The organism is Mesorhizobium sp. M6A.T.Ce.TU.016.01.1.1, assembly GCF_003997065.1.
GTDB lineage: Bacteria > Pseudomonadota > Alphaproteobacteria > Rhizobiales > Rhizobiaceae > Mesorhizobium > Mesorhizobium mediterraneum.
In genome coordinates this window covers 338,005-359,672 of the sequence record NZ_RZTJ01000002.1, presented here as the reverse complement: position 1 = coordinate 359,672, position 21,668 = coordinate 338,005, and the positions used below count along the sequence as shown (strand labels likewise).

Annotated in this window: 21 protein-coding genes; 5 read left to right on the top strand and 16 right to left on the bottom strand. The window is 59.4% G+C overall.

The window, feature by feature from the left end; all coding sequences use genetic code 11:
* Positions 1-2: 2 nt before the first annotated feature.
* Positions 3-497, bottom strand: a complete 495-nt coding sequence (locus EOC94_RS05050; RefSeq protein ID WP_127288929.1) for a hypothetical protein — start codon at positions 495-497, stop codon at positions 3-5.
* Positions 498-893: 396 nt separating this feature from the next.
* Positions 894-2,192 carry an Nramp family divalent metal transporter gene (locus tag EOC94_RS05045; protein ID WP_127288927.1) on the bottom strand — a complete coding sequence of 433 codons (1,299 nt, stop codon included), beginning with the start codon at positions 2,190-2,192 and terminating at the stop codon, positions 894-896.
* Positions 2,193-2,519: 327 nt separating this feature from the next.
* Here EOC94_RS05045 and EOC94_RS05040 point away from each other — a divergent pair, with 327 nt between their 5' ends.
* Positions 2,520-2,834 carry a hypothetical protein gene (locus EOC94_RS05040; RefSeq protein ID WP_095486380.1) on the top strand — a complete coding sequence of 105 codons (315 nt, stop codon included), beginning with the start codon at positions 2,520-2,522 and terminating at the stop codon, positions 2,832-2,834.
* An 85-nt stretch (positions 2,835-2,919) separates the two neighbouring features.
* Here EOC94_RS05040 and EOC94_RS05035 read toward each other — a convergent pair whose 3' ends face one another.
* From EOC94_RS05035 to EOC94_RS05010, 6 genes are all read right to left on the bottom strand, one after another.
* On the bottom strand, positions 2,920-3,510 hold the full coding sequence (locus tag EOC94_RS05035) for a LysE family translocator (protein WP_127289205.1): 591 nt from the start codon (positions 3,508-3,510) through the stop codon (positions 2,920-2,922).
* A 206-nt stretch (positions 3,511-3,716) separates the two neighbouring features.
* Complete coding sequence (locus tag EOC94_RS05030) at positions 3,717-4,244, bottom strand: ferritin-like domain-containing protein (protein ID WP_127288925.1); 528 nt, start codon at positions 4,242-4,244, stop codon at positions 3,717-3,719.
* A gap of 195 nt (positions 4,245-4,439) precedes the next feature.
* Positions 4,440-4,658, bottom strand: coding sequence for a hypothetical protein (locus EOC94_RS05025; RefSeq protein ID WP_095486378.1), 219 nt, complete (start codon positions 4,656-4,658; stop codon positions 4,440-4,442).
* 315 nt (positions 4,659-4,973) lie between these two features.
* The gene (locus EOC94_RS05020) at positions 4,974-5,195 is read right to left on the bottom strand and encodes a hypothetical protein (protein ID WP_095486377.1); all 222 of its coding nucleotides are present in this window, start codon (positions 5,193-5,195) and stop codon (positions 4,974-4,976) included.
* Between the two features lie 40 nt (positions 5,196-5,235).
* Positions 5,236-5,607 carry an STAS/SEC14 domain-containing protein gene (locus EOC94_RS05015; protein WP_158302615.1) on the bottom strand — a complete coding sequence of 124 codons (372 nt, stop codon included), beginning with the start codon at positions 5,605-5,607 and terminating at the stop codon, positions 5,236-5,238.
* A 99-nt stretch (positions 5,608-5,706) separates the two neighbouring features.
* The gene (locus EOC94_RS05010; RefSeq protein WP_281032962.1) at positions 5,707-6,861 is read right to left on the bottom strand and encodes a DUF3182 family protein; all 1,155 of its coding nucleotides are present in this window, start codon (positions 6,859-6,861) and stop codon (positions 5,707-5,709) included.
* Positions 6,862-7,115: 254 nt separating this feature from the next.
* Here EOC94_RS05010 and EOC94_RS05005 point away from each other — a divergent pair, with 254 nt between their 5' ends.
* Positions 7,116-8,141, top strand: a complete 1,026-nt coding sequence (locus EOC94_RS05005; RefSeq protein ID WP_210212060.1) for an MBL fold metallo-hydrolase — start codon at positions 7,116-7,118, stop codon at positions 8,139-8,141.
* A gap of 27 nt (positions 8,142-8,168) precedes the next feature.
* Here the strand turns inward: EOC94_RS05005 and EOC94_RS05000 are convergent, their stop codons facing one another.
* The gene (locus EOC94_RS05000) at positions 8,169-8,693 is read right to left on the bottom strand and encodes a metallophosphoesterase (RefSeq protein WP_127288919.1); all 525 of its coding nucleotides are present in this window, start codon (positions 8,691-8,693) and stop codon (positions 8,169-8,171) included.
* Between the two features lie 378 nt (positions 8,694-9,071).
* On the opposite strand from EOC94_RS05000, the gene EOC94_RS04995 reads away from it, so the two are divergent.
* A complete protein-coding gene (locus EOC94_RS04995; RefSeq protein ID WP_127288917.1) occupies positions 9,072-9,326 on the top strand; it encodes a DUF982 domain-containing protein in 255 nt (84 codons plus the stop codon).
* A gap of 244 nt (positions 9,327-9,570) precedes the next feature.
* Here EOC94_RS04995 and EOC94_RS04990 read toward each other — a convergent pair whose 3' ends face one another.
* The 7 genes from EOC94_RS04990 to EOC94_RS04960 all read right to left on the bottom strand — a co-directional run bounded on the left by EOC94_RS04990 (position 9,571) and on the right by EOC94_RS04960 (position 19,287).
* Positions 9,571-12,117: an NAD-dependent epimerase/dehydratase family protein gene (locus tag EOC94_RS04990; RefSeq protein ID WP_127288915.1), complete on the bottom strand. Its 2,547-nt coding sequence runs from the start codon at positions 12,115-12,117 to the stop codon at positions 9,571-9,573.
* A gap of 90 nt (positions 12,118-12,207) precedes the next feature.
* Entirely contained in the window at positions 12,208-12,504 is a 297-nt protein-coding gene (locus EOC94_RS04985; RefSeq protein WP_185928163.1) for a hypothetical protein, read from the bottom strand.
* 86 nt (positions 12,505-12,590) lie between these two features.
* Positions 12,591-13,901 (bottom strand): HlyD family type I secretion periplasmic adaptor subunit, encoded by a 1,311-nt coding sequence (locus EOC94_RS04980; RefSeq protein ID WP_127288913.1) that lies wholly within the window; start codon positions 13,899-13,901, stop codon positions 12,591-12,593.
* Positions 13,901-15,646, bottom strand: coding sequence for a type I secretion system permease/ATPase (locus EOC94_RS04975; protein WP_127288911.1), 1,746 nt, complete (start codon positions 15,644-15,646; stop codon positions 13,901-13,903). The genes EOC94_RS04980 and EOC94_RS04975 overlap by 1 nt, the downstream gene beginning before the upstream one ends.
* Before the next feature lie 105 nt (positions 15,647-15,751).
* Positions 15,752-17,143 carry a family 16 glycosylhydrolase gene (locus EOC94_RS04970; protein ID WP_127288909.1) on the bottom strand — a complete coding sequence of 464 codons (1,392 nt, stop codon included), beginning with the start codon at positions 17,141-17,143 and terminating at the stop codon, positions 15,752-15,754.
* Positions 17,144-17,384: 241 nt separating this feature from the next.
* Entirely contained in the window at positions 17,385-18,728 is a 1,344-nt protein-coding gene (locus EOC94_RS04965) for an SGNH/GDSL hydrolase family protein (protein ID WP_127288907.1), read from the bottom strand.
* 265 nt (positions 18,729-18,993) lie between these two features.
* Complete coding sequence (locus EOC94_RS04960) at positions 18,994-19,287, bottom strand: hypothetical protein (protein WP_127288905.1); 294 nt, start codon at positions 19,285-19,287, stop codon at positions 18,994-18,996.
* A gap of 216 nt (positions 19,288-19,503) precedes the next feature.
* On the opposite strand from EOC94_RS04960, the gene EOC94_RS04955 reads away from it, so the two are divergent.
* Together EOC94_RS04955 and EOC94_RS04950 are read left to right on the top strand one after the other, a co-directional pair.
* A complete protein-coding gene (locus tag EOC94_RS04955; RefSeq protein ID WP_095486367.1) occupies positions 19,504-20,517 on the top strand; it encodes an alpha/beta hydrolase in 1,014 nt (337 codons plus the stop codon).
* A gap of 381 nt (positions 20,518-20,898) precedes the next feature.
* The gene (locus EOC94_RS04950; protein ID WP_127288903.1) at positions 20,899-21,573 is read left to right on the top strand and encodes a protein-L-isoaspartate(D-aspartate) O-methyltransferase; all 675 of its coding nucleotides are present in this window, start codon (positions 20,899-20,901) and stop codon (positions 21,571-21,573) included.
* Positions 21,574-21,668: the final 95 nt, after the last annotated feature.

Below are 21,668 nucleotides of genomic sequence, written 5' to 3'. Positions count from 1 at the left end.
GTCTATGAGCGGCTGTTATTCTTAGCCGCCTCCTCTCGCTGCTTTTTCAGGACTTCATCAGTCCCGACCAGCTTCTTCGATCCGCCGGGGATCGCTGTGGACACCACGGCAGGCGGGTCGCTTGCGGGGAAAGAATCCTCAAGGCCGGCCTGCAACTGGTCTTCCAAGGTTTCCGGCTTTTGCGACCGACCAGGTGTCCTTCGGGATTCTGCTTCTTCCAGCGGCTGTTTCATGTCTGGTGAAGACTTGACCTCTCGAACGCAGGCGTAAAGTTGTTCGATGGCAAATTCCTTCATTGTCTCGAAATCGGCTCTCTCCTCGTGTGTTGCCTCGATTTGATCGACCATGGCCTTCTCGAACCGGGCAAGGCTATCGCTTCCGCAAGCCTGGCAAAAGCGCAATAGTGCTTCTTTGAGCAGTCTCGGGCCAAAGTAAGCCGACGCCTCGAGCTTGAGCCGTTGCAAATCCTCCGGAGTTGCCGCCTGAAGTTTTGACATATGCAGCCCTTTCACCTGATGAGCATATCAACGGCGATTGTCAGCAGATGTTCCATTCACCGGCTCCGATCCATCGCTCTCGTTCAACGAACCGCCGCCTGTCGAGCGAGACACTTCGTGCGGTCGAACATGAAGCCATGGATGAACAATATCGCCGGGCCTTCGCCCAGGTCTTCGTAGCGAGACGACGCCGTTCACTTCGACATGACAAAGATCTAGGGTAGCGGCGTCACCACATAGGCGGTTGATGTTCGGACGCTTGCTCTGGTTGGCGGGCTCCTGTGCGAAGGATGTCGACTGAAAAAAGCCAACGGGCGAGATCAGCGCGAGTTCCGCTGCACCCAGCCGATCTGTTTCAGCCGTTGCGTTCAGCGATCGCGCGAAGCCGACGTATCGCTAGATGAACCAGGTCGCCACTAGCCCGACTGACGCAGCAAAGATCGCCAATGTCGTCACGCCGCCAAGGACGTTTGTGACGGGGCTGTTCACCTTGTCGCCCATGATCTTGCGGTTGTTGGTCATGATGAGGATCAGCAGCAGCAGAGGCGGAGTAGAAAAACCCTGCACAATACCGGACCAGACCAGGGCTTTCATCGGGTTGAAGCCGATGAAATTGAGCCCCACCGCCAACAGTGTGATCACTCCGGTCGCGATGTAGAATTTGGGAGCCTGGCGAGGTTTGTCGTTCATGCCGTGCTTCCAACCCATCGCCTGCGCAAGATCAAAGGCGGCGCCGGTCGTCATGACTGGAACGGCCAGAAAGCCGACGCCGATCACGCCGGCTGCGAAGACAATTCCTGCCGCATCACCGGCAAGCGGCCGCAGCGCTTCGGCTGCCTGGGCGGCTGTCTCAATCTGGGTCTGACCTGCCTCGTAGAGGGTTGATCCCGTCGAAAGAATGATGAAATACATGATCAAATTGGAAAACGTCATACCGATCAAGATGTCGCGGCGAGACCGGCGAAGTTCGCCTTCCGTCGCTCCCTTCCGCTCTTTGAGAGTCGTCCTGCCCTCTGCAATCTCTTCCTCGACCTCCTGGTTGGACTGCCAGGTATAGAGATATGCCGAAAGCGTCGTGCCGATGATGGCAACGAGGATGGACAGGTACTCACGGCTGAACTCGATTTTTGGGATCAGGGTGCCGTACAGAACAGACAATGCGTCCGGTTTCGCGAGGACGGCGGAAACCACATAGGCAAGCAGCGTCAGCGCCAGCCACCGGAAGGCGTTTCGGATCAGTTTGTAGGAGCCGAAAACCTGCAGAGCGAAAATAATGGCGGCGACGCCAACCACGATCAACGGAACCGGCAGCGGGACGAACAGATTGAGAGCCGCAGACATCGCCCCGAGATCCGCGGCAGCCTCGATGGTGTTGCCGATCAGCACGCCCACCAACACCGACCACAAGAGCCATCGCGGGTAAAAGTCGGAAATGACCTGGAAGAGCCCGCGTCCGGAGACCTGGCCCAGCTTCGATGAGAGATACACGACAGTGTACATCATCGGCAGGGTAAGTGGCGCGGTCCAGAGCAGGTCGGGACCGAACCTGGCCCCGGCGCTGGCGTAGGTTCCGATGGCCGAGCAGTCGTCGTCGGCCGCGCCGGTGATCAGCCCGAGCCCAAGGGCCCGGCCGATGCCGCTACCCTCCCGTCGCGGCTTTTTTCGGCCGGGGTCCTTGCGAGCCAGTTCGCTCATTGGGCACGCACTGCCGCTGGCGTGACGTGGAGGCCAATGGAGACATCCATCGGATTAATCATCCTCTATGGCAACAAGCTGCAGCAGGCGATCATCGGACGGCTCTCGTGTTTGGAATCGAACAGTCAAGCAGGCGCTTTGTTCCGTTGGCAGGCATGCCGCATTAATGGTGGCGGGCAGAGCCGGATGCACAGGACGCCTCGCTGATTGTAGAAAGCGCCGATCGGGCGGCCTGCCAGCAGGTGGGATAGGAACCTTTTCTGAAACACGCCGTTTGCCAGCAGGCGGTTGCATTAGCGACCTTTAAACAACGGAAAGGGTCTTGCCATGAACTACAAGATGATCTGTTTAGGCGCGATGGCGCTTTCTTTGGTAAGCGGCGTTTCTCTCGCGGCAGGCGCCGACACAGGCACGTCTGCTTTGGATGACCCTGCAAAGATGGAGCCGTTCTACACGGACTCCAGCATGAAGACTCTGCGGTCGGACGACGCGTTCACGACGGCGTGGAAAGCGCTGACGGACGAGGACCGCATGGCAATGACAAAAGTCTGCGATGAGGAGATGGCAAACCCCAACGCCGCCAACACCCACCCTGAATTCTGCAGCAATGTCAAAAAGCTCGGCGGCGAGTCGAAGAACTGAACCATGGGAAGGCGGGCAATCGCCCGCCTTTTGGTTAGCGACTGTGAAGGCAAGAGGGATACGATAGCCGCGGGGGTCGGCTAGTTTAACGGGTCGCTCCGCCACTCACGGCCATGCGAATGCCCAGGCCTATGATAAAACAGCCGGCGATGCGCTGCTGCCAGAGCCGTATCTTTGGCTGCTTCAGGATCCACTCGCCAACCGCACCGGACGCGAGCGCGTACGCGCCTAGCACCAATACACCTGTGACTTTCTGTGTCCCACCCAGCAACAGCAATTGCAGCGTCACCGATCCTCGAGCCGGGTCAACGAATTGCGGCAGGAACGCAACCATGAACATCATTGGCCAGGGATTTATGAGGTTGGCGATCATTCCTTCTCGTGCAGCCGCTAGCGGACCAAGATTTCTATGCTCTTCGATGGCAACTTCCGTGGCTGACGAGAGCAATAGGCTTATTCCGAGCCAACACAGGTAAGCGGCGCCGGACCATCGGAGCAGACTGAATGCGAGGGGCGACGCCCCAACCAATGAAGACACGCCTAACGCGAGGAGAGGCAATTGAACAAGCCCCGCTCCGACGGTCATGCCCAGCACCGTGAAAAACGCCGTACCTCGTCCGTGAGCAATTCCGCGTGCTGTCACAAGCATGCTGTCGGGGCCGGGCGGGGCCTGCATCGAGATTACGGTCCCCAGGAAAGCTATCCACAACACGGGATCCATGATCCTGCTCTCTCCGCCTGACAACTGCGCAGTGCCTTTCCTGCAACTGACGGTCAGTCAGGCCGGTTCAAGAATTCCGGATGGCAAGCCCGATACCCGCCTCTTCGGAGCGGAGCCCTGGCGATCCCTGCCGGGGCTCCGCAACCCGGTGGCACAAGCAATTATGCGGCCGCTTGAAGAGCGCGTTGGTTGACACCCCCCTCGCCTAGACCCGTCAGCGCTTCGTCCGTTGCGACCTCTTCCTTGAGCGTCGCTTTGAGAAGGGCGGCAACGTCGGCCTTTCCCATCTGTTCTGCCCAGGCGATCAGAGTGCCGTACCGGGCGATCTCGTAATGCTCGACGGCTTGCGCCGCTGCGACCAGTCCGGCGTCGAGCGCAGGAGCACCTTCATAGTCTTCGAGGATCTCGGAGCCCTCTTCAATGATGCCGTCGATCGCCGGGCAGGTCTTGCCGCGTGCTGCCTTGCCGAATTTCTCGAACACTTCCTCGAGGCGGTCGACGTGACCTTCCGTTTCCATGCGATGTTTTTCGAAGGCAGCAGTCACCTTTTCCGACTCGGCACCTTTCGCCATTTTCGGCAGGGCCCTTAGTATCTTCTTTTCGGCGTAGTAAAGATCTTTGAGTCCGTCGAGGAACAGGTCCTCAAGACCCTTGGTTGTCGCTTTTGCGGCTTTCTTCGCAGTGGCCATGGTCTTCTCCCGCTGGGGTTGGAGCTAGCCTTCCTAAACGTGAAGGCGTCCGATAACCCCACCGGCCAGCAACAAGTTCCACATCAATTCAGCATCGCCAGAAATTTTCCGGCGACTCGCGTCGCATGGTCAGGCGCTGCAAGCGTTACGCTGGTGAGCAGAGGCCGCCGAGGCGATGGTTGCCTCGCTTGCGGCTCAATCGATCCGCCTGATGCGGCCCTTGTCGAGACGGAATACCCCATCCTGCCCGCCCTGCCTCTCAAAATCGGTAAGCAGATCGTCCCAGGTTCCCAGGAACTCGCCACAGTCGTCGCAAAAGATCCGGTCGTCAGGACCGGCGTCGGCCGGAATCCTCAGCCTTATTGTCAGGCAATAAGGGCACTCCAACTGATGGTTGAGATACTGCTTGGTCATGGACGATGGCGAGAATGCACTGGAAATGTGGTCCCTGCAACCTCGCTCGTGCTGGCCCGACGAACTCGGCAAGCAACGTACAGCGATGGGGGCATTACGGCGATTGTTGCGATCCTCCGGGAATAACGAGCGCGCCTGCATTAGGAGCCGAATATTCAAAGCCTATGAAAAACGCAGCAAGAATTAGCGCGCAGATAAGTGCGATTGCTGCCAGTGCGGTTCTGGACAACGGCTTACGCGGTTCGCGATTTTGCAACACTGAATCGGTCCGCTCTCTGTTCGAAGACGACGGAGGGATCAAGACACCTGAACCCATTATATGCCGTCTTTAGCCGGAGGCCACCCGGACTGAGCCGTCGGGGGAATATTGTCGGACGTCAGTTCGCCCCGCTTGAGCCTTCTAATGGCTTCGTTGGCTTCAACTTCATCCAGCCCGGAAAGCGGCATGCCGTCAACTATGACGGCTTCCTCGCTCTCGCCGTCATAGACTTCCCACAGGCCTTCCGAATCCTGCCGCTTGTTGTAGGTGGTTGGCATGGCGACTCCCTAAGGCGGTCTGAAGATCAGCTAGATGCTGCTATTGGACACCTGCTACCCACTCCAGAGCCTGGGCCTTTTCGTCCTTCGGGAACACCCTCGCCTCGATCTGCGGGAAAAGCGCGCCCGTCATCTCCGTAGCTGCCTTGATCCACTGTTTTTCGGACACCACTGCGGCACGCTGGAAGCGGTGGAATTCGCCAAGTTTGCTCAAGCCGTACTGCAGATCGCGGCGCAAAGCGTCGCCCGTCATGTCCTCCAAATCCGTAAGGTCCGCCAGGACGCCGATCTCCTCATGTTCGCTCAGCTTCTCCTCGATGGCCGGGATGACTTTGTCGTAATCCTGCGCGGTCACGGTACCGGCAACGCGAAATGCGGCGACATTCTCAGGAGCAGAAATAACCTCGATCACTTTTTCCTCCTTTCGAATTGGCTTCACGGGTTATCCCGAACAACTCAAGCCGCCCATGGATGTTCCCTGATTTAAGCGTTTTGCGATCTAGTTTGACACTCATGAGCCGGCGCAATTGGCCGGCTCCCGGATCGCTTGCGTGATGACAGTATAGCGCGTGATGGGGCCCTCATCGGGATCTTCTCCTTGAAAGTGAACGTCCGCGTTTGCCGGTAGCCGGCTGGTATGGCCGAACTCCTTAACTGCGGACGCGCGGACGAGTTGGATGTCCGGGTCCTGATTCATGACTTTTATTGCCGCAAGCTCGGCAGTACTGCTGCCGCCAATGCGCCAGCTGGCTTCGAGCACACCGGATCGCCAGATACCCGACGAATCGAGGCCCTGGCCGATATCGTAATTGCGCCGCGAGGCGAAAAATCGGGGATAGTCAGCCATCGCCGCGTCATAGGTCCTCGCCTGCGCGGTTGCCAAAACTAGTGCGCGAGGAAGCTGAAGGTCTTCGAGAGCTTCCCATCCGCCGCGCACTACAATGAGATCGGATCCGCCATAAACGGATTGTCCCGCATTATCGATCGTCGTCCTTTGAGTGCCGTAATAGGCGACCATGGTTTCATCGATTTCCGTTCTGCCAACGCTCAGCGTGACGATGTCACGGAGGTCCGCTTCGAGCACCAGACCGCACTCGTCCAAATCGGAGGAGCGGTATCGCTCAAGCAGCCTCTCGACGTCAGCAACGGTCCGAACAATGTGCGGGTCTTGGCCTCGCGAGGAAAGCGGCGGCTTAAGCCGGGCCAGCCCGAGCCGCAGTAGACGTTCCGCGGCCCGCAGCGCATCGTGACGCGAAAACACGGTGTAACCAGGCAACACTGCTGCGCTGACAGTTCTGCCGAAGCTGGTTGACCATTCTTTCGGTCGCTTGGCCAAGCCGTCCACCAGTTCATGGGTTATGGCCTTGGTCATTGCGAAGCGCCAAGGCACCACGCCGCCGAAGAGGTCTTGCGGCCCGTTGATACCCAGCCGTGCCGCATCAGTGGCAAGCAAGCTGTCGTCCGGCACGAAATACAAGCCCTCGCCGTTGCCGCTGCTGTTGACTAGACCCTGCTGGAAGGCAAATCCCTTGAGGCTCGCAATCGTGCGGGCAACGGCAGCCATGGCTTCCCGTTCGTGTGCGTAGAGAGGCTCGCAGCCCGGCGCTGAGAATGCGATCACCGTCCCCTTTGCCTCACTCGGCTGCGTGCCTCTGTGCTCGGTCATCGTTCTGGTGCTACCTCGTTGTGACCGCGGGTTGCCCGCGTTGCGGTCTGCTCCTTCGCTCCGAACCGAGACAACGCAGAAGATGGCAGAAACGTTCAGTCCGGCTTGGCCGGCCCGCGCCATCTTCCGCGTAACGGTATCCATGGGAACCGCTAACCGGCGCGCACGATTAGAGAGGATAGACCTCAGGTTCAGGTCGTGTCTGAAGGTGAGCGCCTAATGGCGAAATTCGAAAACAGTATCGGGTGAATTCGGTGACGTTGCTGGTTCAGCCGCGCCTCGTCAACGATCCCTTCTCGGATGCGGGGCTTCTTCTGGATTTCAGATTCGGCAACCGGGCGATGCTCTTCGACATTGGTGATCTGTCGCCACTTTCGCCGCGCGAAATCCTGCGCGTCAGCCACGTATTCGTATCACACATGCACATGGATCACTTCGCCGGCTTCGATCGGCTCCTGCGATTATTTCTATACCGGAATAGAACAGTGCATTTCTTCGGCCCGCCTGGGTTGACCGAGGCCGTGCAAGCCAAGCTCAACGGATACACGTGGAATCTCCTCGACGAACAGTCCCACGACTTCATGATAGCGGCCTGCGACTGGGCGCCGGCCGGATTTCGCCATTCCCGCCTCTTTCGGGCGCGATCGGGCTTCGCACGGCAGGACACGGCTTCAGCCCCAGCTGAGGGAAATATCCTGCTCGATGATCCCGACTTCCGTGTCGAAGCAGCAATGCTCGACCACGGCGTTCCATGCCTTGCATTCGCGTTTCAGGAAAAGATCCGGGTCAATGTGCAAAAACCGCAGCTGGAAGCACTTGGTTTGCCTGTCGGACCTTGGTTGAACGAAGCCAAGCGTGCGGTCCGGCGCGGCGCTGATCCCGAAACGACGCTCGCCCCAACCGCGGATCGGAATATCTCGGTCGGCGAACTCCTCGGTGCCGGAGCCCTTAGAACCGGTCCCGGACAGAGGATTGTCTATGCGACCGATCTCGCATTCAACGAGGCGAATCTTGCGCGTGTCGTTGCGCTTGCGCATGGCGCGAGCCAGTTGTTTATCGAGGCGGGCTTCCTGCAGGAAGATCGCGAGTTGGCTGCCGCGAAGCGGCACCTCACGGCGGCCGAAGCCGGCATTATCGCGCGGCTTGCGGGTGTTGAGCATGCCGTGCCGATGCACTTTTCGCCCCGCTATCTCGGACACGAAGATGAACTCCATGCGGAGTTCGCGGCAAATCTAGCCGCCGGAAACGCCTCTCAACCAGGAATGAATACCGACATGTAACAACAGCAGGATGATCCGCGTTTTTGATCACTTGCGTCGAATACCGCTGCGGGCCGTTCGCCGACGTCTGCGGGCAAGGATGACGGGAAGGGTGACCGGTCGAAAATCCCAGCTGTCGACGCCTGCGTCGTACTGGCGTGTAACCGGGGTCAATTTGCCGTGGGAATGGCCATGCAGATCGATCGATTTCTTGCCGATCTGATTCCAGGTGCGAAAAGGATAGTGGCAAAGGATCAGCAACCTGCCGTCTATCGTCAGCTCCTTATAATGTTGCGTGCTGGCCCAACCTGCGGCGCCAATGGTCGCTGCGCCATCGTTGTTGCCGATAATCAAATGCTTCCGGCCATGAAGAGACGACAGCAGCGACGAAACGAATTCGGCCGATCCCCTCGCGAAGTCGCCGAGATGCCAAATCTCGTCGTCCAGGCCGACGGTTTCGTTCCAGAGCGAAATCAGCGTTCTATCGTGTTCTGCCAGCGAGCCGAACGGGCGACGATCGATACGCAGGATGCGGGGATCGCTGAAATGTGTGTCGGCCGTGAAATAGATCATAGTCGTTCACAGCCTTTGCGGACGATATCGACCAACGAGCCTCGGCGTGCAGTCGTCGAGCCAGTCGAGCGGGTTGAGATAGCGCGCCATCGCGCTCTGGCCAGCTCTGCTTGTGCTGGCAGAGGCCGGCAGCTTCCATCAAGCGGACAATCCTCAGCAGAATTTGCCTCCAGCAGAATTTGAACGAAGAAGAGTCAGGGCGGAGTGGCTGAGGCAGAACCCTCGTGGCGTCACCTTGCATTTACGCCAACTGCGCGAGGTGGGTGAGATCGCAAAACCTAGCATGGACAGGGTAGTGGCAAGCCCGGCAGCATTTAACATTTGAAGGTGGCGAAAAAAATCAGACGCGGCTAACATATCCTTGCTTTGGAGAGTGTCGTGCGTACGAGACGTTTCAGAAAGCCGATAGTCGTTCAACCTGGCCGGATCGATCGGGACAGGGTTGTTGTGTCGGTATCCGATGCAGCTGAAGTGCTGCTGAGAGATTGGCCGGCGCCAACCTCCAAGACACGGCTCGCTGCAATCGAAGCCTGCCTTGCTGTCATCCGCGGCGAAAAGCCGCCAAGGGTCGCGCGCCAGGCGTTCATCATCGCGGCCAAGGATGCGAGGATCCTGCTCGGCGAACAAATCTAGACCGGCGCCGTCAGGGCAGAGCCTCGTTCAGGCAACTCGATCTCCTCCTTGATCTGCTTCTGCAGATCGTCACGCGCGCGCTTCGCCTCGTCGCGAGGTGTCTCCGAACCCGATTGTTTCTGTCTGTTCAGTTCGTGCTCCACCGTATCGCGAGAACTCGGGGTCAAAGCCTCGTCGTGACGGACCTGGTCCCTGGACCCGTGACGATATCGGCCAAGATCGCCAGGTGCTGAATTCGAGTTGCTCAGACAATCGCTCGATCCCAACCGCCATAATGTTGGTCGCTGCGCGTGCCGCGCGGCAGGCTGAGCACGATCAGCGCCACGCCGATCACAACGTCCGCCGCGATCGCGGTAGTTCCACCGCCGGCAAACACGAAGGGTGACACCGCGATCCATGCACCAAGCACTACATTGAGGAAGCGCACCGGCCGGACGACTTCGGCCATGGCCGTGACTGCGACCATGACAATGAGACAGCCGACGACGTGATCGCTGAAATAGAGCGGCGGTTGCGTGCCAAAGATCAACGGCGTCGTCATCAGCAAGGCGCCGAGCAGTGTGCTCGCGACCAGCGTCCACGGGAAGTTCACGCCGCCGGTGACAAATTCCTTCAGCAACGCGGAAGCTGGACGGTCTAGGTCGGTGTCAGGCGTCTGGTTCTCCGACAGCGCTGGTCCGCCCATCCAGAAGGTACGCCAGAACGGCTCGCCCGCCCTCGTGGCGCCCCAGAGATACTGGATGGTAGCCAGCACCTCATCGATCGAGTAGGGGATCAGCACCACCGTGACGGCGGCCTGGAGGATGCAGAGCGTGCACAGCGCACCAATCAGCGGTGGCTGGATGATGATGAAGGAGACGCTGACCACGCCGAGCGGAACGATCAGCAAGCCGAAGAGGAGCACCATCCACGGCATGGTGCGCCAGCGCCGGCGGTCGCCGATCGCGCCAGCGAGAATATCGAGGCTATAGGCGAAGGCGCCGAGCCCGGCATCGGCTATTGGAAAACCTTGCGAGACCCATGACGTCACCACCGCTTCGCTGCCGTTGCGCACCGGTGCGCCGCCGGGGCCGAAGAACGGATCCCATAGCCCATCTATGTGGCCCATCTGGTAGGCGGCGAGATAACGCGAAACGAATAGGCCGACGAAGGCCAGCGCCACGATGGGAATCCGCTGCGTGAAGGTGGATGGCGAATAGGTCCAGCCCAGCGGGCGGTCGTCGTCGGCCGCCAGCGCGCGGCGGCTGATGCCTGGGGTCGGCGGGATCATCACCGCAAAGGCGACGATCAGCATGCCGACAAGCGTGTCGATAGCATAGGCGGCAGGGCTGGTCGTCCAGAACAGCAACGGCGCAAGCATCACCCAAAGACCGAGCGACGCCGTGATCCACTGCACCCAGCGCCAGCGTTGGAGCATGCCCAGCAACGCAAAGACCGTCACGAGCAGGCCGGAAACGATTTCGCTAACACCGAGACCGGCGTTGCGGAATTCGGGCTCCGCAATAGCATGTCCCAGAGCGGGAGGTATTGCGGCTGCGACGGGATCGAACAGGCCAACCGTCATCGGCGACGTGACCAGCCACAGTCCGAGCGCAGCGTTGGTCATCGGCGCCCAGAGCGTTCTGAACCGATGCCGTTTTGTGGCCACTTCGACGTCTTCCTTGCTTCGTTCGAGCGGTCCCTTGAGGCGCCTTTCGGCCTGCTCGATCTCGGGATCCGAAGCCGCGACAACGGGCGGATTGAGCTTGTTGGCCGCGTACCAATCCGTTGGGTCCTGTTTCAGCCGCCGGATCATCTCCGGCAGTGTGTCCAGCAGGCTGTGTCGTGGTGCCCAACCCAGCAGAGCCTCGGCCCGCGAGATATCGATCTCGTAGTGATCGTCCGAGTTCTCGATCATCCACGGCTTGATGTCGGTGTCCTGATCGAGCACCTCCGTCTGCAACCAGGCGCCCAGCTTCGTCAGCTCCTTCGGCAGCGCCAAGGTTCGCCAGTCCTCGCCATGGATGAGCCGGCCGATGCGCTTCTGCATCTCCTCGTATGAGGGTGTGTCTTCTTCGCCGATCAGAAGCACGGTCTCGACTGGAAGTTCGGCGCGCCGGTCGACGGTGCGCACCACCGCATCGACGAGATCGTCCTTATGCAGATAGGGCTGGCCGGCGGTGATATCGCCGGCGAACAAATACGCGGTCGGCAAGCGCTCGAATATGCGAGCGATCTGCTGGGCAATGAAGGCCGCCCGGCAGTCTTCGTCATAGACGCCGGCGAGCCGCAGGATCACCGTCTTGATTTCGCCGCGCTCCCTCGAGATCAGCGCCTCGGTTTCGGCTTTCGATTGGGGGTAGGCCCAGGCCGGGTCAAGCGGCGAGTCTTCATTTATTTTCGTGCCCTTCCCCGGACTTGGCGCATGAACGAGAAGCGTGCTGGAAAACACGAACTGCTCGGTCTTGATCGCCGTCAGCGCATTCAGGAGCCGGCGCGTGCCCTGCACGGTGACGGCATCATATTTCGGATTGTCCTTGCCGGTCGTGTCGTAATAGGCAGCAAGATGAATGACTGACGCGATGCGACCGCCGCTGCGCTCTCGTGCCGCCTCCACAGCCCTGCTCACGCCCTCATCGGAGGTGAGATCGATCTCGATCGTTTCCATGTTGGCGGGGGGATGTTTCGGCATTGCTACGTCGAGGCCGATGATGCGGTAGCGGTCAATCAAGCCTCGCGCAATCGCCTGCCCGAGGAAGCCGCTGCTACCGGTGATAAGAACCGTCGGAAGGGTCGTGCCGTCATTTGCCATAGGTCAGGCCCGTTTCGTGTTTTAAACAAGACCCGATGGCCCGATGCGCTTTGGCCATGGTGCAGCATCGCACTCGCTGGGCTCGCGATTTCAGCTAGCCCCTCTTATGGGTGGCTTGTCCGTGTCGTTCCATTCCGCCTTGCGTGCCCGCGCTTCTTCGGCGATCAGCTTGAACTCCCGCATCATCGCGCTCTCAATGGCGAATGCACTGCTTGGCAAGGCGCCGGGGTCTTCCTGATTATTCTGGAATTGAAAACGGGCCTCCAGTTCTGCCCATATTCGCTCGGAAGTGGCGTCGGGGCCGGCAAGCAGCGCGACGACTAGCGACAAAGTCTCCCGCTGGGCATTCAGCCGCCCCTCGATCTCTTCATTCGTCAACTCGGACATGTGGGATCGCTTCCAGTTTCAGGCCAAACGGCAAAATCGCGCCCTTGTTCCGGAATTTAGCTCGTCGGCTCGCCCAGAGACGCAGCCTACTCTTCCCTGAATGCCCGTTGGACTTGGTCCGCCAAAGGTTTCACGAGATAGGACAGCATGGTGCGGCTGCCGGTGGAAAAGAACACCTCGACGGGCATTCCAGGCGCCAAAGTCAGGCCGTTGAGCCTGGTAAGCTCGGTGCGCGGCAAAACAACATGCACGGTGTAAAAGCCGGCGCCTGTTTTCTCATCGAAATTCAGGTCGGCGGAAATCTTGCCCACGGCACCGTTCAGCTCCGGTGTTGTTTGCTGATTGAATGCCGACAGCCGCAAGGTCGCGCTTTGCCCTGGCGTCAATTGATCGATATCTTGGGGTGCCACGTGCGCCTCGACAGTCAGGTCGTCGCTCACCGGGACTATCAGCATGATGAGTTCTCCGGGAGAAATCACACCACCGACCGTGTGCACGCCGAGCTGATGAACGACGCCGGTCTGCGGACTGCGAACATCGATACGCTTGAGCTGATCTTCAGCCGAGACCTTGCGCTCGACGAATTCAGAGATCCTTGCCTGGACGTCACGCAGTTCGGTCGCCACCTCGCTGCGCAAATCCTGGTCGATCTGAATGATCTGCAAACGGATCTCCGACGTACGACCCTTCGATTGCGCTATGGCCGCAGTCAGTTGCCCGTGCTCACCTTTAAGCCGCACGGCATCGCGTTCAAGCGCAGTTATGCGATCAATTGAAACCAGCTTGCGTTGCCAAAGTCCGCGCATGCCTTCGAGCTCAAACCCGATCAACTTGATTTCCTGGCTCTTGGCATCTCTTTGCTCGGTCAGGCCGGAAACTTCTTCGGCAAGCTGCGCAATGCGCTCTTCCAACTGAGCCTTCTGACCGGCGCGTGCCTGTCGGCGAAATTCGAATAGAGATTGCTCGCCGGCCATCGCCCGACCAACCTCAGGGGCATCCTGCCGTGACACAAGCGAAGCTGGAAAGGTGATGATTCCTTTGCCGTCGCGTTCGGCCTCAAGGCGAGCCAGTCGCGCTTCGAATTCGTCCAAGCTCTTGGTAACGATTGCCAAATTGGCCCGAGTGATCGTCTCATCGAGGCGGATCAAAACCTTGCCCGATTGCACGGCATCGCCTTCCCGGACGAAGATTTGACCGACCACGCCACCAGTTGGATGCTGGACTTTCTTGACGCTGGAATCGACGACCAATTTTCCCGAAGCGATAACGGCTCCGGAGAGCGTGGTGACCGCAGCCAAACTCCCCGCCCCGCCGACCAGCAGGATGCAGGTTGCGACACCGCCAAGCAGATAGCGTCGAATAGTGCGATCCGCGGCGAATATCGTGCGTTGCGCCATCAGGATGCCGTCTCTTCAAGCCCGGAAACGATCTTCAAGGGAACGCCTGCTGGGCGAGTTATCTTGTTCAAGATCTCATTCTTCGGGCCAAAGACCTGGATCCGGCCGTTCGCCATCACAAGAATCCGATCCAGGCTTGCCAGCGCGCTCGGCCGGTGTGCGACTACGATGGCAACGCCGCCTCGAGCGCGGACACTTTGAATTGCTTCCGTCAACGCGGCCTCGCCTTCCGCATCGAGGTTGGAGTTAGGCTCGTCGAGAATAACAAGAAACGGGTCACCATAGAGAGCCCGTGCAAGCGCAACCCGCTGTCTCTGGCCAGCCGAAAGTGCCGACCCAGCCTCGCCGATCCGCGTCTCGTAGCCTTCCGGAAGGTGGATGACGAGATCATGGACGCCGGCCACGCGCGCAGCCGCCAGTATTTTGTCCGAGGGGGCTTGCGGTTCGAAGCGCGCGATATTCTCGGCAATGGTGCCGTCGAACAATTGCACATCCTGCGGCAGATAGCCGACATGGTTGCCCAGCTCTTCCGGCGACCACTGGTCGAGCGTTGCGCCATCCAGCCTGACGGTTCCACGAACCGGGAGCCATATACCGGCAATAGCGCGCACGAGCGATGACTTGCCAGAAGCGCTCGGCCCGACAATGCCGAGGCCGACGCCCCTTTCCAGTGCAAAGGTGGCGTCCTGAACGACCAAACGGCGCTCTCCCGGCGGCGTGACACTGATATTTTCGACCGAAAGAGCAGATCTCGGTGCAGGCAGCGAGACGCTTATCGCAGTTTCGGGCAGCAGGGCCAAAAGCTGTGTCAGCCGCGCCCAGGCCTGGCGGGCGGTGACGAAACCCCTCCAGTGCGCGATAGCCAGTTCGATTGGTGCAAGCGCCCGGCTCATCATGATCGAACTGGCGATCATGATGCCGCCAGTCGCTTCCTGATGGATGACCAGATAAGCGCCTATGGCCAGGATACCCGATTGCAGCATCATGCGCAGGATCTTCGAGATCGTTCCGAGCGTCCCGGCAAGGTCACTCGCCGTGGCATTGGTGTCGAGATAGTCAGCATTGATCCCTGACCAGCGCTCGGCGATGCGTGATCCAAAGCCCATGGCCTGCAGAACCTCGACATTGCGACGTGTCGCTTCGGCAAGCGTATTGCGCGCTGCCGCTTGACTGTTTGCCTTTCTGGCGGGCTCTCTCGTGCGAATTTCGGCAAGCAATGTCAGGCTGAAGAGAACCACCACGCCGGCCAGCGCCGTCATGCCGATCCAGAAATGGAACAGGAAGCAAATTGCGAGGTAGAGCGGCATCCAGGGAAGGTCGAAAAGCGCGGTCGGACCGGCGCTCGACATAAACGATCGCACTTGGTCAAGATCGCGCAAGGATTGAAGGCCGTCGCCTGCGAGCTTGGTGCGCAACGGCAAACGCATGAGAGCGGCATAGACCTGTCCGCTCAAGCGCGCGTCCAGCGCCATTCCGATGCGCACCAGCAAACGCGACCGGATGAGTTCGAGAACGCCCTGAAAGACGAAAAGTGTGCCGGCAAACACGGCAAGCCCGACGAGCGTCGGCACGCTGCGGCCGGGTATGACGCGATCATAGACCTGCAGCATGAAGAACGAGCCGGTCAGCGCCAGGACATTGACGACGCCGCTCATCAAGGCAATTCCCGCCAACGCTCGCCGGAAGGAAGCCAGAACCGCCGCGAGGGTCGTTCGCGGCGGCTCGGATGGATGGGGATGCGACATCGCCTTCACATCAGTCCCGGTTCAGTCTCAGGCGGCAATGCCCGCGCCCGAAATCAGGCCTGATGACGACCGTGTCCGTGCCGAGCCCACCGTCAGGTGTTACGCCTAGATAATCCAATCGTTCAACGCATAGGCATGGATGTAGTCGATCTGCATTTCCGCGGGCGTCGCAAGCCCGTCGGCAGGCGCTCCCGCGATGCCACCAACCGCCAGATCGACCAGCATATACATCGGCTCGTGCATATCGGCAGGCGTTGCGGCACGAGCAACTTCGACGTCATCGAAATACCAAACGAGTTCGTCTTCTGTCCACAGCACGCCATATGTGTGGAACCCTTCGGTATCCGCGGCATACGCCGTCGAGGTCACTGTCGTCTGAGTCCCCGTCTCGTTCGAGTGGCTTGTCAGAATGAGCTTGTTTGGATCCTGACCGACCATCTCCACGACGTCCAGTTCCGGTGGCCAGGAGCCGTCCACCGGGAGAAGCCAGAAGGCCGGCCATACACCCTGTTTTTCGGGCATGTCGGCCCGAATTTCGAAATAGCCGTAGGTCTGCGCGAAGGATTCGTAGGTCGTCAGCAAACCTGACGTGTATTGGTAGTTGTTTATCTCGGGCCGGATCGCCGCAGGGGCCTTGGCGGCGGTAATCGTAAGAATACCGTCATCAACGCTGAACGGGTTGACGGAACGCGTCGGGGCGTAGTTGGTATCGATATACCATTGAAGCTCTTTGTTGCTCGTGAGCGAGCTGCCGTTTGCGGCTCCCCACCAGAAATTCGAGTCCCAGGTGCCGCTCGAGCCATTCCACAGGTCCAGCGTGTCGAACTCGTCCGAAAAGGTGAGTTCCAGAGCCGACCTGTCCACGGCCATCTTGAACTGACTTGCGGTAAACTCGCCGATGGTCTTGTTGGCGAAGACGAGAAACTCGTTGTCGGACAGATTGAGTCGGACGTTCGCTCCCGACTGGACCATGTTGGCGCGCACCTCCTCGAAGGAGGTGAAGCCGTAGCTCCCGACACGGACGGTATCCTGAGCGCCAAAGTCCAGGATCAGATCACTGCCGTTGCCGGGGGTCACGATGAAAATGTCCGCCCCTGATCCGCCCTTCAAAACGTCATCGCCCTGTAAGCCGTCAAGCGTCTGTTGGCCGGAGCCGCCGGTAATGATGTTGTTTAGCTCGTTTCCGAAAGCATAGCGTTTGTCGCCCGTGACCGTCAGGTTCTCGAAATTCTCTGGGAGCTTATAGCTCATCCAGGTCGAGATGGTGTCGACACCCTCGCCGGGCCGCTCGACCGCCTTGTTTTTCGAGGAATACAGATAGTAAATGTCATCGCCCTTGCCGCCATACATCGTGACGGTGACGCTGCCGTCCCCGTACATCGAGTCGTTGGACGTGCTGCCATAAAGCGTTGGGCCGGAATTCGTCGCCGAATACCACTTTACGGAGGACCCGCTGTAGGGAAGTGGAACGCCCTTGGCGTTCAGTACCGTGGCCATCCCGGTCTTTTCTCCTTTATCTCGCCTCGATGGCAGCCCTAACATCTATCGAGGGCAAAAGGAGCCAGTACGTTTTGGCTTTCGACTTAGGAGAGTTACCAAAAGCTTAACACGTCGTGGGACCGGTGTGGGAAATCCGGATCCCAGTCCCAAGTACCAGGTTGCAATGCTCGGCCTCGACATCCGGAGGAACCGACCTTGCCGCGCAATACCTGAGGAGCGCGGCAAGGTCAGCAGCGACCTATTTAGCTGAACCCAATAGGACGTCGAGATCGACCGCGTCTGCCATCGCCTTGTATCCCGCGTCGTTGGGATGAAGGTTGTCGCCGCAGTCGTAGTCGTCGCGCAGATACCCCGGTTTGGCCGGGTCTTCCATCACCTTTTCGAAGTCGATCACGCCATCGAAGCCGCCACCGGTGCGTATCCATTCGTTCACTGCGACGCGTATCTTTTCCTTCTCGGGTGTGTAGTAACCCTCGGTGGGAAGTCCTTTGAAGGTGTCGGCGAAGGGGGTCAACGTCGCGCCTACAATGCGTATGCCATGGGCGTGCGCGCGGTCGATGAGCTGTTTGTATCCGGTGATGATGTCTTCGGCGGTCGGTTCCTTGTCGTCCGGCGTGATTGCATTTTCGCCGGGCCATCCGATATCGTTGATGCCCATCATTACGAGGACGGTCGAGACTTTTGGATGGCTCAGGATATCAGAATCGAAACGCGCCAGCGCATTGACACCCATACCGTCGGTCAACACGCGATTGCCCGAAAAAGCTTCGTTGATCACCGCGACCTTGTGGGCGGTTTCCTGCAATCGCTTGGCGATATGGTCTGGCCAGCGGTTATTGGCGTCGGGGGTCGAGCAATTCCCATCCGTGATGGAATCCCCGAAAAACACGATCGCGTGGGATTCCGGCGCGGCGTCAACCCATATATCGCTCAGAAAAATGCGTGATTTGAGTGTGCTGTCAGCCTTGAACGCCGCCTCGTTTGTGAAGTTCCCCGGGCCGGAAATGTAGGCGGTTTGCACACCATCCCAATGCACCGATGAGAGCGCCGTCTTCTTCGGCAGGAAGATGCTGACCGAGATTTCGGAAAGCGCTTCTGCCGGGAGGTCGACGGGGTCGCTGAGGATCGGGGCTCCCGGCGGAACGACCACAGAACTCTTGCCGCCCCAGGTCAGGGGCTTCAGGGTCGCCTGATCGACGTCGCCGTTCTTGCCTGCTACTCCGACGCTGCCGGCCCCGATAGTCAGCGGCCTAGCGCCGAAAGCATTCGATAGGACCACCCGGACGGTATTGCCGCCAACGCTGATGCGGGCAACTTGGCGGACGGTCTGATTCTCCAATACCTCCGGCACTCCAAAAGGCGCAGGAAGATCATCCAACCAGCGCGGAGCAGGTGTGGCAGCCCAAGTGGTGATCCAGGCTCCCGTTTCGGCGCTTTGTGCCCCGAAACCAACCGTCGCGGAACCGGCGGCCACAGCTGCACATATCAGGATAGTCTGACGCAGACGCCGTTTCCTCCCTGCTGCGGGAGAAAGCACCGATGAAACCTTACCTGCAAAATTGAAACACCTATTGAGCCGCATTTTCATCTCCTCCTCGAGACATGCTGGTAATGCCGCCGCCGGCCTAATTATGACGGGCATCAGAGGAAATGAAATTGAACTTCCGTTGCGATCTTGGACCAGCGCCAGGAGCAAGATGTCCAACCGTGGCAGAGAGATGCCGCCTGCCTGTTTCCGGCGAGCGGCGGACTGAGCAGGCTCTCGATCGTGACCGCGGTACTATATCAAAGTCATCGCTGCGGTTCGAGTGAAGGCCCCCAGAACCAGACTTGGCGTGCGGAAGGCATCAGCTTTGCCCCAAAAGTGCACGCGCTAACTCTTGCCATTCCTCACCAAGCGTCAAGGTCGACGGCGCGGCGCCGCAGCGACGATACCAATATTCCGCATTCGATTGATCGCCTTCCTTGCGATGGAGGTAGGCATGAACGCGCATACCCGCCGTATCGTCGCGCGCCTGCGCGCGCTCGTGCGCCTTATCCCAATCGCCCTTTGCATCCCACCACAGCGCCTGCAGGGCGGGGTTCAAGCCGGCGGGCGGCTGTGATTGCGCAATCGAATCTCTGAAGGCTTGCAGATCCATTTTTGCTACCGACGTGATGTGTATGGGCGGCGCCGATAGTGTAGCCCCGGATTCTCCAACAGTGAAGTCGCACGGTGCACAGCAGAGAGGCGGTCCTCTTTGTGCGTGCCACGATCAACTGATCGTTATCTCCGTGCCGAGATGGTGACGAGGCCTGTCACAAGCCGCTCGTATTGATGGCCATAATTCTCGCCGAGAATTACAGAGAGGACTTTCATGCGCATTCCAGCCAGCGCCGCCATCTTCATCACCATAACGACATCGGCTCTCGCCCAGGACCCCGGCGCGACCGCCTCCGGTGCCGTCTATGGCCCTCGACTGGAGGGCTTCAGCTATGCCCATCCGGTCAAGATCCACAGCTTCACGTCGCAGCGCCAGCCCATCGAAATGGCTTATCTCGATGTTCCGGCGCGCGGGAAGGCGAACGGCAAGACCGTCGTGCTATTGCACGGCAAGAATTTCTGCGCCGGAACCTGGGAAGTGACCATCGACGTGCTGACGACAGCGGGTTACCGCGTCATTGCGCCGGATCAGGTCGGCTTCTGCAAGTCGACCAAGCCGCCGAAATATCAATTCTCGTTTCAGCAACTGACCAATAACACCGCTGAGCTCATCGAATCCCTCGATGTATCCGACGTCATCCTTGTCGGCCATTCCATGGGCGGCATGCTGGCAGCACGCTACGCTCTGCAGTTTCCTCAAACCGTGGAGCGCCTGGTGCTGGTGAATCCGATCGGTCTCGAGGACTGGCAGGCGAAAGGTGTTCCCTATGCCACCCTCGACACGGCATACGCCAGCGAACTGAAAACCAGCTTCGCCAGCATCAAGGCCTACCAGCAGCGCGTCTATTACAATGGCGACTGGAAGCCGGAATACGACCGTTGGGTGAGCATGCTGGCTGGCATGTACGCTGGCGAGGGCAAGGAGATAGTGGCGTGGAATCAGGCCCAAACCTCGGACATGATCTTCACCCAACCTGTCATCCATGAGTTTGGCAATATCTCCGTACCGACAACGCTGATCATCGGAGGCAAGGATCGCACCGCCCCGGGCAGCAATCGCGCCAGCGCGGAGGTCGCGAAGACGCTCGGCCAATATCCAAAACTCGGACGCGCTGCAGCCGCGGCCATTCCAAACGCGACGCTCGTCGAGTTCCCAGAGCTTGGACATTCACCACAGATAGAGGCACCCGGCGAGTTCCACTCAGCACTCGTGGAAGCGATAAAGTAGCGGCATCCCCGGGGCTTTGGCTCGACGTTGTGGGAACGCCCGTCGTGGCATTCCGCTGCCCGAAGCCATGCAGCAGTCGCAGCATCGCTCGGTGAAACCGGCGTCCACTACTACAACGACGACGTCCCGATGGAGATCGCCGGCTGCCCACGCATGCGGCAATTCAGCCGTTCGTCGTTCGATCACCGCGAGCTAGGACATACCGTTATGGTGACATGGCACCGGATCTCCAGGGCTGCCGCCGGTATATACCAGACGCAACGCTAAAATTGCCTCCGGTCGCGGTGGCCACCCGCAACTGGAAACCATGACGGGCATTGCTGTGACGAACAGGATATAAGCCTATTTGGCAGCAAGCTGGTTGAGGAAAGCCCCACCGTCATGAAGCCAATGAACGAACAACATCTCGCAGTTTTACGCCGACACATGGTTGAGATGATTGCGATCCATACCGACCTTGCAAGCGACGAACTCGGCAAGGCGGCGCTCGATGAACGGGTGATGGCAGCGATGCAGCGTGTGCCGCGCCATCTCTTCGTGCCAAGCTCAGTCGCTGCTTATGCTTATCAGGACATGCCACTGCCGATCGGCTTCGACAAAACCGTCTCGCAGCCGTTCATCGTCGCTCTCATGACCGATCTCCTTGCTCTTCAACCGCACGAGGCGGTGCTCGAGATCGGCACTGGCCTGGGCTACCAAACCGCAATCCTCGCGGAACTCGCCGGGCACGTTTGGAGCGTCGAAATCATTGAGGAGTTCGCGAGCCATGCCGAGGCTCTCCTGCAGGGCCTCGGTCTATCCAATATCAGCATTCGTGTCGGAGACGGGTCTCGCGGCTGGCCCGAGCACGCCCCGTTCGACAAGATCCTAGTCACCGTGGCGGCTGGGCGGGTGCCGTCGGCTTTGCTTGAGCAGCTCAAGCCGGGGGGCCGCCTGGTTATGCCTATGGGACCCGAACAAGGGCAGTTGCTGACGGTCATCGACAAGGGTTCGGTAGGGCAACTGAAGACCCGCAAACTCATCCCAGTTCGGTTCAGCCGGCTCGAAACGGTCTAACGAGGGTGCGGATATCGGGCCACAGGGGTCAGCAATTTCGCTATGCCAGAGGACGCAGGTCGCGCGTGGATCGTTTTTAACCCGACTGCGCCCGT

What these genes read in the sequence shown, in the direction of transcription:
- EOC94_RS05050 (WP_127288929.1), bottom strand. Translation starts at nt 497, where the DNA reads ATGTCAAAACTTCAGGCGGCAACTCCGGAGGATTTGCAACGGCTCAAG.
- EOC94_RS05000 (WP_127288919.1), bottom strand. Translation starts at nt 8,693, where the DNA reads ATGATCTATTTCACGGCCGACACACATTTCAGCGATCCCCGCATCCTG.
- EOC94_RS05040 (WP_095486380.1), top strand. Translation starts at nt 2,520, where the DNA reads ATGAACTACAAGATGATCTGTTTAGGCGCGATGGCGCTTTCTTTGGTA.
- EOC94_RS04965 (WP_127288907.1), bottom strand. Translation starts at nt 18,728, where the DNA reads ATGCGGCTCAATAGGTGTTTCAATTTTGCAGGTAAGGTTTCATCGGTG.
- EOC94_RS04980 (WP_127288913.1), bottom strand. Translation starts at nt 13,901, where the DNA reads ATGGCGCAACGCACGATATTCGCCGCGGATCGCACTATTCGACGCTAT.
- EOC94_RS05010 (WP_281032962.1), bottom strand. Translation starts at nt 6,861, where the DNA reads ATGACCGAGCACAGAGGCACGCAGCCGAGTGAGGCAAAGGGGACGGTG.
- EOC94_RS05035 (WP_127289205.1), bottom strand. Translation starts at nt 3,510, where the DNA reads ATGCAGGCCCCGCCCGGCCCCGACAGCATGCTTGTGACAGCACGCGGA.
- EOC94_RS05030 (WP_127288925.1), bottom strand. Translation starts at nt 4,244, where the DNA reads ATGGCCACTGCGAAGAAAGCCGCAAAAGCGACAACCAAGGGTCTTGAG.
- EOC94_RS05020 (WP_095486377.1), bottom strand. Translation starts at nt 5,195, where the DNA reads ATGCCAACCACCTACAACAAGCGGCAGGATTCGGAAGGCCTGTGGGAA.
- EOC94_RS04985 (WP_185928163.1), bottom strand. Translation starts at nt 12,504, where the DNA reads ATGTCCGAGTTGACGAATGAAGAGATCGAGGGGCGGCTGAATGCCCAG.
- EOC94_RS04990 (WP_127288915.1), bottom strand. Translation starts at nt 12,117, where the DNA reads ATGGCAAATGACGGCACGACCCTTCCGACGGTTCTTATCACCGGTAGC.
- EOC94_RS04970 (WP_127288909.1), bottom strand. Translation starts at nt 17,143, where the DNA reads ATGGCCACGGTACTGAACGCCAAGGGCGTTCCACTTCCCTACAGCGGG.
- EOC94_RS04950 (WP_127288903.1), top strand. Translation starts at nt 20,899, where the DNA reads ATGAAGCCAATGAACGAACAACATCTCGCAGTTTTACGCCGACACATG.
- EOC94_RS05045 (WP_127288927.1), bottom strand. Translation starts at nt 2,192, where the DNA reads ATGAGCGAACTGGCTCGCAAGGACCCCGGCCGAAAAAAGCCGCGACGG.
- EOC94_RS05025 (WP_095486378.1), bottom strand. Translation starts at nt 4,658, where the DNA reads ATGACCAAGCAGTATCTCAACCATCAGTTGGAGTGCCCTTATTGCCTG.
- EOC94_RS04955 (WP_095486367.1), top strand. Translation starts at nt 19,504, where the DNA reads ATGCGCATTCCAGCCAGCGCCGCCATCTTCATCACCATAACGACATCG.
- EOC94_RS04975 (WP_127288911.1), bottom strand. Translation starts at nt 15,646, where the DNA reads ATGTCGCATCCCCATCCATCCGAGCCGCCGCGAACGACCCTCGCGGCG.
- EOC94_RS04960 (WP_127288905.1), bottom strand. Translation starts at nt 19,287, where the DNA reads ATGGATCTGCAAGCCTTCAGAGATTCGATTGCGCAATCACAGCCGCCC.